The organism is Corynebacterium sp., from assembly GCF_043426755.1.
In the GTDB taxonomy this organism is placed as follows: Bacteria; Actinomycetota; Actinomycetes; order Mycobacteriales; family Mycobacteriaceae; genus Corynebacterium.
Map to the genome: position 1 here is coordinate 1 of NZ_JBHWRP010000052.1, position 11,760 is coordinate 11,760.

General features: G+C 60.6%; 9 protein-coding genes. 2 read left to right on the top strand and 7 right to left on the bottom strand.

Annotated elements, in window-relative coordinates; all coding sequences use genetic code 11:
• Positions 1–46: 46 nt before the first annotated feature.
• The gene (locus tag ACHFGA_RS05065; protein WP_394281336.1) at positions 47–3,796 is read right to left on the bottom strand and encodes a nitrate reductase subunit alpha; all 3,750 of its coding nucleotides are present in this window, start codon (positions 3,794–3,796) and stop codon (positions 47–49) included.
• Positions 3,797–3,867: 71 nt separating this feature from the next.
• Positions 3,868–5,205: an MFS transporter gene (locus ACHFGA_RS05070; RefSeq protein WP_018580860.1), complete on the bottom strand. Its 1,338-nt coding sequence runs from the start codon at positions 5,203–5,205 to the stop codon at positions 3,868–3,870.
• A gap of 173 nt (positions 5,206–5,378) precedes the next feature.
• Between ACHFGA_RS05070 and ACHFGA_RS05075 the strand changes: the two genes are divergently transcribed.
• On the top strand, positions 5,379–5,876 hold the full coding sequence (locus ACHFGA_RS05075; protein ID WP_394281337.1) for a molybdopterin-binding protein: 498 nt from the start codon (positions 5,379–5,381) through the stop codon (positions 5,874–5,876).
• Here the strand turns inward: ACHFGA_RS05075 and ACHFGA_RS05080 are convergent.
• The 5 genes from ACHFGA_RS05080 to ACHFGA_RS05100 form a co-directional block, all read right to left on the bottom strand.
• Positions 5,873–6,418 (bottom strand): molybdenum cofactor guanylyltransferase, encoded by a 546-nt coding sequence (locus tag ACHFGA_RS05080; RefSeq protein ID WP_394281343.1) that lies wholly within the window; start codon positions 6,416–6,418, stop codon positions 5,873–5,875. The two genes, ACHFGA_RS05075 and ACHFGA_RS05080, sit on opposite strands and share 4 nt — an antisense overlap.
• A 14-nt stretch (positions 6,419–6,432) precedes the next feature.
• Positions 6,433–6,909 carry a cyclic pyranopterin monophosphate synthase MoaC gene (gene moaC / locus ACHFGA_RS05085; RefSeq protein WP_394281338.1) on the bottom strand — a complete coding sequence of 159 codons (477 nt, stop codon included), beginning with the start codon at positions 6,907–6,909 and terminating at the stop codon, positions 6,433–6,435.
• An 18-nt stretch (positions 6,910–6,927) separates the two neighbouring features.
• Positions 6,928–8,175: a gephyrin-like molybdotransferase Glp gene (gene glp / locus ACHFGA_RS05090; RefSeq protein ID WP_394281339.1), complete on the bottom strand. Its 1,248-nt coding sequence runs from the start codon at positions 8,173–8,175 to the stop codon at positions 6,928–6,930.
• Between the two features lie 11 nt (positions 8,176–8,186).
• Positions 8,187–9,308 carry a GTP 3',8-cyclase MoaA gene (gene moaA / locus ACHFGA_RS05095; RefSeq protein WP_394281340.1) on the bottom strand — a complete coding sequence of 374 codons (1,122 nt, stop codon included), beginning with the start codon at positions 9,306–9,308 and terminating at the stop codon, positions 8,187–8,189.
• Between the two features lie 75 nt (positions 9,309–9,383).
• Positions 9,384–11,117 carry a long-chain fatty-acid--CoA ligase gene (locus ACHFGA_RS05100; RefSeq protein ID WP_394281341.1) on the bottom strand — a complete coding sequence of 578 codons (1,734 nt, stop codon included), beginning with the start codon at positions 11,115–11,117 and terminating at the stop codon, positions 9,384–9,386.
• Positions 11,118–11,508: 391 nt separating this feature from the next.
• Between ACHFGA_RS05100 and ACHFGA_RS05105 the strand changes: the two genes are divergently transcribed.
• The coding region (locus ACHFGA_RS05105) for a Rho termination factor N-terminal domain-containing protein (protein WP_394281342.1) at positions 11,509–11,760 on the top strand (252 nt) is incomplete at its 3' end.

An 11,760-nucleotide genomic window follows, 5' to 3' on the forward strand; every position in this document is an offset into this window, starting at 1 on the left:
CACTTATCCAGGTTCATGATCATGGCGATCTGAGCCATAACTCTCATTAGTACTGCACCTCCTGGGAGCGGCGACGGATCCGGGTGACCTCGTCGCGGTTGTTACCGGTTGGGCCGATGTAGTTGAAGTAATAGGACAGGTGGCCATACCCGCCCGCTACGTGAACCGGCTTGATTGTGATGCGTGTCAGCGAGTTGTGGGTGCCGCCTCGTCGACCGGTCTTCTCATTCAGCGGCGTGCCCACGGTGCGCTCCTGCGCGTGGTTCATAATCACGGTGCCTTCGGGGATGCGGTGGGTCACGATCGCTCGAGCCGTCACGACACCGTTGCGGTTGTACACCTCGATCCACTCGTTGTCCTTCACCCCAATCTTCTGGGCGTCCTTGTCGGACATCCACACCACCTGGCCACCGCGAGAGATGGACAGGACAAGCAGGTTGTCGAAGTACTGCGAGTGAATAGACCACTTGTTGTGCGGGGTGAGGTAACGCACGGTGATCTCCGGGTTACCGTCCTCACCCGTCAACAGTTCACCCGGCCCGGTCTCACCGTTGAGGCGCATGCGGTCCAGCGGTGGTTTGAAGATGGGCAGCTGCTCTCCGTAGTCGATGAACCAGTCATGGTCGATGTAATAGTGCATGCGACCGGACAGAGTGTTCCACGGCTTGCCCATCGCCAGGTTGAGTGAGAAGGCGGTATAACGCTTGTTATCGCGCTTGTCGCCGGACCACTCAGGCGAGGTAATCACCTGCTGCGGGCGTTCCTTGATCTCATCCCAGTTGATGCGGACGTCTTCGGTGCCTTCCCAGAACTCGCGGGTATCAGTGCCCATGAGGGTGCCAAGGTTCTCGAAGCCGTTCTTCGCCACTTCACCATTTGTCACACCGGACAGGTGCATGATGGTTTGGGCCACCTTGATATCAGTATCGACGCGCGGGCGATCGCCTGCCGACGAGGTCTGTGTGGAGCCCAACATTGGGTAGAGCTCGTCGACCTGCTTGGTCACATCGAAAGGAGTGCCGTGAACGTTGGTGCCCGCCTTGGCGGTTAACGGACCAAAGGTCTGCCACTTCTCGAAGATCTTCGTGTAGTCGCGCTCCACAGGGACCAGCTTTGCCATGGTTTCACCTGGGATCAGGCCGGTCTCCTTCACGTCTGGCACGACCCCATTGGCCATGGACGGGTTGATTTCATCTGGTGAATCGTGGTTCAGGGGCGCCGCCACTACGTCGGTCTGCGTCCCCAACCACTTCACGGACATCCGCGAGACAGCATCCGCCAAGTCGCGGAAGACCTCCCAGTCCGTCCGGGCCTCCCATGGTGGATCGATCGCCGCGGTAAACGGGTGCATGAAGGGGTGCATGTCAGTCGACGAAATATCGTGCTTCTCATACCACGTCGCAGCGGGCAGGACGATGTCAGAAACCAGAGTGGTTGATGTGTTGCGGAAGTCCGTCGTCATCATCAAATCAAGCTTGCCGTGCGGCGCTTCCTGCCAGCGGATCGACTTCGGACGATCCTCAGGAGCAAGCTCCTCAGCAGAGACATCAGAATCCACGCCCAGCATGTGGCGCAGGAAGTACTCCGTGCCCTTTGCGGATGAGCCCATCAGGTTTGTCCGCCAGTTCAGCAGGATGCGCGGCCAGTTCTCCGGAGCATCCGGGTCCTCGCAGGCGAACTCCATACGCCCGGACTCCAACTCATCGACAATGAAGTCCTTCACATCCATGCCCGCCTCATCTGCCTGATCCTTCAGCAACAGCGGGTTGCGGTTGAACTGCGGGTAGGAAGGCATCCACCCACGCTTCATGGCCTCCACCAGCGTCTCGGACAACAGTTTGTCGTCGGCAGCCCCGTTCTTCGCCAGCGGGGAAGCAAGGCGCGATGCCTTCGAGTTGTCGTAGCGCCACTGCGAGGTAGTCAGGTAGTAGAAACCGGTGGTGATCATCTGGCGCGGCGGGCGATTCCAGTCATTGGCAAAAGCGTACTGGCCCCAACCGTTTTGCGGGCGCAGCTTCTCCTGGCCCACGTAGTGAGCCCAGCCGCCACCATTAACACCCTGGGTACCGCACATGGAGGTCAGTGCCAGGAACGTGCGGTAAATCGTATCTGCGTGGACGTAGTGGTTAACGCCAGCGCCCATGATGATCTGGGAGCGGCCCTTCGACCTAGCAGCATTATCTGCGAACTCGGTAGCGATGCGCTCAATCTGTGCCACAGGCACGTTGGTGAGCTCCTCGGCCCACGCTGGGGTACCCACCTCGGTGGCGTCGTTGAAGTCCACCGGCCAGGAGCCCGGCAAATTCAGCTCCTCACGGTTGACGCCATAGTGCGCCAGCATGATGTCGAAGACGGTGGTGACCTTGTGTCCGTTGACTTCACGGAAAGGCACACCGCGCCGGGAGACACCCGCGCCGATCGGCCCGTCGGAATCCAGGGCCTCCTCGGAGGCGTCCATGTCGAAGCGTGGCAGGAGGACCTCCGCGGTGTCGAAGTCCCCGGTGTCCGCCACGGACATGACCGGTTCCACGCCCTCCTGGAACAGGTTCCAGCGACCGGGTTCGGTCTTGTAGTGGTCGGCGAGTGTGCCGCCCGGGTCCACGACGGAACCGTCTGCCTGCATGTTGAGCAGGCGGTAGTTCGCGTTGTCTGAGCTTGTCAGTGCTTCGTCGTCAAGCTTGTCCGCTGTGAGGAACTTGCCGGTGGTGAACGTGCCGTCACCGTTGTCGTCGAGCGTGACTAGGAAAGGCGCGTCCGTGTACTTCTTCATGTAGTCCATGAAGTAAGGCGTGCGCTGCTCAACGTGGAATTTCTTGAGGATCACATGACCCATGGAAAAGGCGAGGGCGCCGTCGGCACCGGTGGTGATGCGGACCCACTCGTCGGCATGCACGGCGGCGTCGTTGTAGTCGGGTGCGACGACGACGATCTTGGTGCCCTTGTAGCGGACTTCCGTCATGAAGTGGGAGTCCGGGGTACGGGTGACCGGGATATTGGAGCCCCACATCATCAGGTAGGCGGAATTGTACCAGTCGCCGGATTCCGGCACGTCTGTCTGGTCGCCGAAAGTCTGTGGGGAAGCGGGAGGGAGGTCGGCATACCAGTCGTAGAAGGACAGCTGCATGCCGCCGATCAGGCCCAGGAAGCGGGTGCCCGCCGCATAGGAAACCTGCGACATGGCCGGGATCACCGTGAAGCCGGCGATACGGTCTGGGCCCCACTGGCGAATGGTGTAGATGTGGGCGGCCGCGGCCATCTCGATGGCCTCGGTGTACTGCACGCGCACCAGGCCACCCTTGCCACGCTGGGAAACATAGGCCTCACGCTTGGCCGGGTCCTCCTGGATTTCGCGCCACGCCAGAACTGGGTCATTGTCGTTGCGCTTCTTCGCCTCGCGGTACATGTCCAACAAGACACCGCGGACATAGGGATAGCGGATGCGGGTGGGCGAGTAGGTGTACCAGGAGAAGGAGGCGCCACGCGGGCAGCCGCGGGGCTCATAGTCCGGCATGTCAGGGCCGGTGCTGGGGTAATCCACCGACTGGCTCTCCCAGGTGATCACGCCATCTTTGACGTACACCTTCCAGGAACACGAGCCGGTGCAGTTCACACCGTGGGTGGACCGGGTGACCTTGTCGAAGGACCAGCGGTCGCGGTAAAAAACGTCGGCTTGGCGCCCGCCCTTTAGGAAGATCTGTTGGCCGGATTCGGTGACATCACCGCGGCGGACATAGCCGCCGAGGCTGAACAACGGATTATCCGCACTAGCTGCGTTTCCGTGTGCTGCTGTAGTCATGTGAGGAAAGTCCCTTCGTCGAAAAGAGAAGTAAAGAAGTTATGAAGTTTTTGGGGCGGTCGCACCACTTGCTAGCCCGGGAACGGGGCGCCTGGGCGGGTGTAGTACACCCAGCACAGGATTGCCGCGATCACGAACAGGACCACGCAGCCCCAGAAGAATGCGGTTGCCGAAATCATGGACAACAGCACACCGGCCACGAACGGGCCGAAAGAACCGACCGCGCCCGTCCACCCGATCACGCCGCCGGACTGACGCTTCGGCAGGATCATCGGCATCTGCTTGAAAGAGCCCGCGTTGACCAAGCCAGAGAAGAAGGCCATGATCAGCATGAGCGTCCAGAACCACGTGAAAGCGTCGGGGGAGTCCGGGTTGAGGAAGAGCGCTGCAGCACCGGTGAAGACCGCCATGCCGACGAGGCCGATGAAGGTCCAGATCGCGCCGCCGAACTTGTCGCACAACGGGCCCCACAGTGCGCGGGTACCTGCGCCGATCAGTGGGAACCAGAAAGCAATCGCGCCGCCGACTGGAAGCAGGGCAGGATCAAAGTTGTTCGCAAGGTCTGAGTTTGCGCCGAAGTTATCGTTGATCAGCAAAGCCAGCTGGGCGGAGAAGCCGGCAAAAGCGCCGAAGCCAGCGAAGTAGATCACCGACATGACCCAGGTGTTGACGTTGCCGAAGATGTCAATCTGCTGCTTGAAGTTCGCCTTGACGGGAACGTCTTTCAGCATCAGCCAGGCGACGATGACCATCACGATCACGAACGGGATGAGGATGCCGGCTGCGTTTTGTACCCACATGTTCTCCCCAGTCTCTGCGGAGGTCTGCGCCGTGCCCAGGGAGATCAGCGGGATAGACATGCCCACCAGCCATGGTGCCGCCAGCTGGATGGCAGACATACCCATGTTGGACAGGCCCGCCTGCAAGCCAAGTGCCGTACCGGACTTGGACTTCGGGAAGAAGTAGCCCGTCGATGGCATGAAGCCGGAGAACACACCGCCACCAATGCCCGACAAGAAGGACAAGGTGAGCAGCCACCAGTACGGTGCGCTTGTGTCTTGCACCGTAAAGAACCAGCCGAATAGCGGGATCAGGTACAGCAGCGCGGAGAAAGTGACCAGCTTGCGCGTGCCCAGCACCGGTGGCAGGAACATCCAGATCAGGCGGAACAGGCCAGTGGACAGGCCCGGGATGGAGGTCAACCAGTAGAGCTGGCCGGCGGTGAGGTCGAACCCGATCTCGTTGAGCATGGGGGCGATGGCAGACACCAAGTACCAGGTAGTGAAACCCAGGAACAGGGTGATGGTGGAGATCCACAGAGTCTGCCACGCGATTTTGGAGTCCCACGAGTCTTCGTTCTCGGGGTCCCAGCCGTGAAGGACGCGTTGGGAGGTGTCTAGTTGTGTCATGCTGCTTCCTTAAAGCTACTACTTTTAATCGCTTCACAAATGATATTAACTGGTAAAAGCCGAGCTAGAAACCTATAAAACGACTAAAATCGTAGTTATTAACAGCACGAAGATATGATGTAAATACGTCACCTTCCGCGCAGGGAAGTGACCTGGAAGGATTAAAAAGACTTATGGTGACACAGCTAGCAAAAGCACACGTCATCGTTGTTTCGGACAGAATCATCGCCGGGCAGCGCGCCGACAAAGCCTCCCCAATGGGGGTAGCCATGCTCGAAGAAGCGGGCTTTAAAGTCGCCCAGACCACCATTGTCCCCGAGGGCTATGACGCCGTCTCTCACGCCATGGCGCAGTCGCTTAACGACGACACCCACCTCATCCTCACGTGCGGCGGCACCGGGTTGGGCGCCAGAAACCTCACTCCAGAAGCCACCGGGGACATCATCACGACACGCCTTGAAGGCCTTGAGCGACAAATCTTGCTCGAAGGCCTGAAAAATTCATCACACGCAGGTCTCTCGCGTGGAATCGTGGGGCTCACCCGCCGCGATCACCGCGGCACACTCATCGTCAACGCCCCAAGCTCGACCGGCGGAGTGAAAGACGCCCTCACGGTCATCATCTCTGTGTGGCCCAATATCGCCGAGCGCCTCGGCGTGCCCGGAATCTAAAGTTCGACCTCGCCGAGCGTCTCCAGCTCGGCGGCAGTGTCGTAGTCCTTTTCGCGCCCGTCACCGGCAACTTCCACGCGCGACCGTGCCGCGCCGATCAGTCTTTTCGCCGGTGCGTCGCGGACATCGCCGAGCGCGTTCAGCGCAGCATCTAGCCCGTTCGCGGTCCACACCGCGCACAGTGGCTGCAGGAATCCATCGGCTGCCTGCACCACGGCAACATCGCTTGACGACGATTCCAGCGCAGCTTTCAACTTGCCGAGCAAACCGGGGGACGCCGGAGCGTCAACGGAGAGAACCGCCTTGAAGTCTGTGTCCAAAGCGGCTACGCCCGCAGCGATCCCAGCCACGGGCCCGCCGAAGGGTGGCTCCTCGCTGACCGTGGGGATACCCAGGTCAAAGGGGGAGACGACAACGTAGGGGGTATCGTCGTCAAGCCCGGATAGGACTTGATCGACCAGGCGCACGCCGTCCACCTTGACTTGGGCCTTATCTGCGCCCATGCGGGTGGAGCGGCCCCCGGCCAGGATGATCACTCCCATCTGCGGGTCGGTGCTCACTGAGGTAGCTCCCGAGACCAGTCGCCCGAACGGCCACCTGATTTTGCAACGATGCCCATCCGACGAATCATCGCGCTGCGGTCAACGCCTTTCACCATGTCAATGATTGCTAGCGCCGCCACTGAGACAGCGGTCAGGGCTTCCATCTCCACGCCTGTGCGATCCGCGGTGCGCACCGTGGCGCTAATAAACACGTGGTCCTCGCGCAGTTCCAAGTCCACGGCCGCGCCATGTACGCCAATCGTGTGAGCTAAGGGCAGCAGCTCCGGAACCTTCTTCGCCGCCGAAATCCCGGCGATCCGGGCGACAGCCAGCACATCACCCTTGGGCACGGTGCCGTCCCGCAGCGCCTGCATTACCTCCGGCGAGCACGCCACTTCGCCCTCGGCGGTGGCTGCGCGGACGGTGGGCTGCTTCTCAGTCACATCGACCATGTAGGCCTGGCCGGTGTCATTCAAGTGCGTAAATTTCATAGCGTCTTTCCAAATGTTTTAGGTGCGGGTGAGCAATACCAGTCGCTCGTCGGAGGTGTCACCGTACTCCACGACAGCAAGGCCATTCGTGTTGACTAAGGATCCGACCAGGTGCGAGGTATGTCCGCGCGAGGAAAACGGGATAGCGGTGGCACCTTCAGCGGAAAAATCTAGCCTTACGGGCACCATCAGCGTCACCGGCTTGTTGGGTGCGGGGAAATCCTCGTCGACACGCACGCGAACGTGCGGCCGGTCCGTTAGCTCCTGCTGCGGTTCAAGGCCTGCTGTTGCCTGCATCAACGGCACCACATAAGCGTGGAAAGAGTTAAAGGCCGCAACGGGATTGCCCGGCAAACACACCAGGGGAGTGCCAGCCCACCAGCCCAAGCCCTGGGGCTCGCCGGGGCGCTGGGCAACCTGGCCGAACCACATTTCCGAGCTCTCCTCAGTTACCGCGCGCACGACGTCGAAGGCTCCGACGGACACGCCGCCGGAGGTGACGATGATGTCGGCCTGGGCTACAGCTTGGCTGAGCACATCCCGGAAAGCGTCATTATCATCATCGGCGTGGAACTCGAGGACCTGGCCTGCGCCGTTCGCCGTGGCTAAAGCCTCCAGCATCGGCAGGTTCGAATCGGGGATCTGGTGGTCCTCTGCGTCTGCGGCGCGCTCGACTAATTCGGCGCCGGTAGAAATGACCGCAACAATCGGGGCGGCAAAGACATCCACCTGGTCCACGCCCAAAGAGATCAGTGCGGCGATCGTGCCCGCATCCACGCGCGAACCCTTGGTGGCGGCGACCTCGCCCGGTTGAACATTGGATCCCGCGCGACGCAGGTGCGAGCGGCTCGTGTCCGCCTGCTTAATCACCACCGTCTCCGGTAAGGGGACCGGGCCACGTGGAATATTCGTTTGTTCCACCGGCACGACGATCAGGTCCTCAGTGCCCTCGCCAGTCGGGGAGGGCGCACCCGTCATGATGCGCACGGCGTGGCCTGCTGGCACGTCGACAGGACGCGAACCCGCAGGAATATCACCAGCCACGGGCAGTTCCCACGGGCCGTCGCCTTGTAGGTCGCTGCTATGGACGATAAAGCCGTCCATGGCCGAATTATCAAAAGGGGGCACAGCTACTTCGGCGATAGCGTCGTCGGCAAGCACCAAGCCCGCGCATTCGCGCACCGGTACATCGTGGCGAACGCGGGGGACGGCGAGCTCGACCGCGGCGACCAGATGGTCATGAATGGAACGAACATCAGAAGACATAAGGGCCTACTTTAGCCGCCGATGGCGGACATCGGCCGATCCGGCTGGAGGAAGCCTTCGTCGTCAATGCCGTGTCCAGGTTTCTTCTCCCACATGGTGCCGGCCCATGCGCGAGCAAGCTCGTCGTCGCTGGCACCAGCACGCATCAGGTCGCGCAGAGAGGTCTCCGAGTCCTGGCTGGCGAATAGGCAGTTGCGGATTGCGCCATCAGTGGTCAGGCGGGTGCGGTCACAATCACCGCAGAATGGGTGGGTCACACTCGCGATGATGCCGATCGAACCGGTCAGTTCGCCATCGGACACATTCCACAACGCGGCAGGGGCAGAACCACGTGGCTCCTTCGCCGGGGTCAGTTCATATTCCTGCTTCAGCTTGTCGATGATCTCCTCGGCAGTGACCATGTCAGAGCGCTTCCACTCCTCGCGGGGGCCCAGAGGCATCTGCTCGATGAAGCGCAGCTGGGTGCCCTTCTCCAAGGCGAAGCGGGCAAGATCTAAAATGCCGTCTTCATTAACGCCGGGCATCACGACTGCGTTGATTTTCACCGGGTGCAGGCCAGCCTCCAACGCGGCGTCGATGGCCTTGAAGACATCGTTGATACGGTCGCGACGGGTCAGGCGGGCGTAGAGCTCCGGATCAATGGTGTCCAAAGAGATATTGACACGGTCCAGCCCAGCATCTGCCAGCTTCTGCGCCTGGCGCGCCAAACTCAGACCATTGGTGGTCAGCGCGGTCTGCGGCGCCTTTCCCTCGTCGGTGACCATCTGCTTGGTCGCTGCGAGGATCTTGTCCAAGTTCTTGCGCAGCAGAGGCTCCCCGCCAGTGAAGCGGACCATTCGGATCCCCAGTTTTTCCACCCCGATGCGGATGAGGCGGATGGTTTCTTCGTCGTTAAGCGTGAAATCAGTGGGGATCCACTCCAAACCATCCGCTGGCATGCAGTAGGTGCAGCGGAGGTTGCAGCGGTCGGTCAGGCTTACGCGCAGGTCGTGCGCGACGCGACCGAAGCGATCCACGAGAGGGCGTGAGCCATCGGGTTGCGCGTCCGGCAAATCAGCGGGCGCAGTATATTCCGTGACAGGACGCTTCGGAGTCACAGTCAGGGGCAGTTTAGTAATGGTGCGGTCGGTCATGATGTTCCCCATAGTACGAAGATACGAGGGAAAAACAAAGCACCTTTGGGTGAAGCGACTGTCCGCCGGTGGAGATCAGTTCTGTTCCGGATGTGACCGGTTACCTGGGCCTTTAAGTGCAATGATGTCGTATTTGCCCTCAGCTAAGTACTGACGTAGGTCCTTCTTGTCGAATTTGCCCACTGACGTCTTGTCAATCGAACGCACGAACGTCCAGTACTCTGGCAGCATCCAACTGGGCAACGTCGCGCGCAAACGGTCGCGCAGCTCCTCCGCCATCTCCACACTCGGGCCGTGCTCCTCATATAACACGGTCACGGCCAAAGGTCGCTCGCCCCACTTCTCATCTGGGTAGCCGATCACCGCGCATTCGACGACCTCCGGTGCCTCCATGATGAGGTTCTCCAGCTGGACGGAGTAGATCCACTCGCCACCAGAGCGGATCACGTCTCGGGCGCGGTCATAAAGGGTAAGGAAGCCGTCTTCTGTCACCGAGCCGACATCGCCGGTGCGCAGCCACCCATCCTCGGTGAAAAGCTCGTCGCCACTGTCGACGACATCACCGCGGAACTCGTGTGCGGTGCCACTCTCGCGCTCCTCGGGCGATTGCCAGTACCGGGAGATGACGAGGTTGCCGCGCACCTGGATCTCGCCCTGGTTGCGGTCGGTGGCGTTGACCACGCGGCCGTCATTGACCACGCGGTATTCCAAGTTGGGAACGAAACGGCCCTGGGAGATTCGGTATGCCCAGCGTGCCTCGCCTGAAGCGCCCGACGGTGGGCGGGCGACCGTGCCGACTGTGGACGTTTCCGTCATACCCCACACGTGAATCACGTCCACGCCGTAGCGCTCCTCCCAGACCTTGATCATGGCCGGTGGGGCGGGAGAGCCGCCCACGTAGATTTCCGTCAGGCTCATGCGCTCCGGCGGGTTGTGCATGTAGTGGACCATTAGCTGAATCCACAAGGTCGGCACACCGTGCGCCACGCGCGGGTGCGTCGCCGCGATCAGCTTGGCCAAGGTGGCGGGGGAGACGTCCGAGTCAGGCAACACCAGGGGAGTTCCAGACATGAAGGCTGCGAACGGTACGCCCCAGCTCAAGACGTGGTAGATCGGGATGCAGCACAGGAAAGATTCACCGTGTGTGATGGCTAAAGAATCTGTTGTGCGCAGGCTCATTGCCTGCATCCAGATGGAACGGTGGGAGTACATCACGGCTTTCGGCGCGCCCGTCGTACCCGTCGAATAGCACAGTGCCGAAGCAGTATCCTCAGGCAAATCGGGCCATTCGTAGACGGTTGAGCGGCCATCGAGCAGCGCCTCATAGGAGTGGACCTCAACATCGACGGGGAAGAGGGAGCGGACCTCCGATGGCGTCACCAAACCCGTGAGTACAATAGCGCGCACCCGCGGGCAGTTTTTGAGAATCTCTCCGAGTCGCTCCGCCATGCGCGGGTCCACCACAATCACCTCTGCATCGGAGTGGTTGATGATGTACTCAATCTGATCCGGCATCAGCTGCTTGTTCAGTGGGGTAAAGATAGAGCCCTTCGCCGAAACACCAAACATCACTTCGAGGTGCTCAGCACAGTTATAGAGCATCGTCGCCACGCGTTGATCGTCGTCAATGCCTAACGAATCGTCCAAAGCGTGGGCAAATGCGGCCGCCCGCGCCGCGATGGACTCGAATGTGGACTGCTCCGCTTCCGACGTCCGCCACGTGGTGACCTTGGTGGATCCGTGCACCGTGGAGCCGTACTCCAGGAGCCGGCCAATCGACATCGGAACTTCCTGCATGGTGGAGAGCATGCAGACTACTTTAGCGGGGATCAGGGTTAATGGGGGTCGGAAATACACGAATGGGATGCGTCAGTTACACTAGTTTGCAAGATCAACGGTGATGCGCACGATTTCGCGCGCTTACCAGCGGACATGATCCGCGTCCGGGGATGTTGAATGAAGCAAACTCTTCGCCCATGGATTCGATCTTCATCGCATGTAGAATTTTCCGCCCCTTCGCCCAGCCTGGGATGTTCCGGCAGGGTGCTCGGTGTGGAAAACCATTCTGGCCTGCGAGTCTGCGCGTGTTTGCGCGTATTTTGCTTGACGACGAAGCGGGCCACAAACTCCACACGAAAGCTTTCGGTGCAGCGCATATGTACTTCAGCGCTAGCCAAAATAAAGCGACGAAAGGAACTCCGTGACCGAAACGGATAACGCAGCAGCTTCCCAAGACTTAGCTGCATTGAAACTTCCGGAACTGCGCAAAATGGCCGCAGACAAGGGCCTCAAAGGTATTTCCGCCCTGCGTAAGGGCGAGCTGATTGAGGCCATCAAGACCGGCAAGGTGCCTAATAGGAAGGCCGCGGCGTCCAAGGCACCCAAGGCCGATGAGGCTGCGCCAGCGGAAGACAAGCCACGCCGCGCGACCCGCCCGAGCGACTCTGCCGAC

Excerpts from the sequence above, each read along its gene's own strand:
- ACHFGA_RS05080 (WP_394281343.1), bottom strand. The coding sequence starts at position 6,418 with ATGGGAGTGATCATCCTGGCCGGGGGCCGCTCCACCCGCATGGGCGCA.
- moaA (WP_394281340.1), bottom strand. The coding sequence starts at position 9,308 with ATGACCGACCGCACCATTACTAAACTGCCCCTGACTGTGACTCCGAAG.
- ACHFGA_RS05100 (WP_394281341.1), bottom strand. The coding sequence starts at position 11,117 with ATGCTCTCCACCATGCAGGAAGTTCCGATGTCGATTGGCCGGCTCCTG.
- glp (WP_394281339.1), bottom strand. The coding sequence starts at position 8,175 with ATGTCTTCTGATGTTCGTTCCATTCATGACCATCTGGTCGCCGCGGTC.
- moaC (WP_394281338.1), bottom strand. The coding sequence starts at position 6,909 with ATGAAATTTACGCACTTGAATGACACCGGCCAGGCCTACATGGTCGAT.
- ACHFGA_RS05065 (WP_394281336.1), bottom strand. The coding sequence starts at position 3,796 with ATGACTACAGCAGCACACGGAAACGCAGCTAGTGCGGATAATCCGTTG.
- ACHFGA_RS05070 (WP_018580860.1), bottom strand. The coding sequence starts at position 5,205 with ATGACACAACTAGACACCTCCCAACGCGTCCTTCACGGCTGGGACCCC.
- ACHFGA_RS05075 (WP_394281337.1), top strand. The coding sequence starts at position 5,379 with ATGGTGACACAGCTAGCAAAAGCACACGTCATCGTTGTTTCGGACAGA.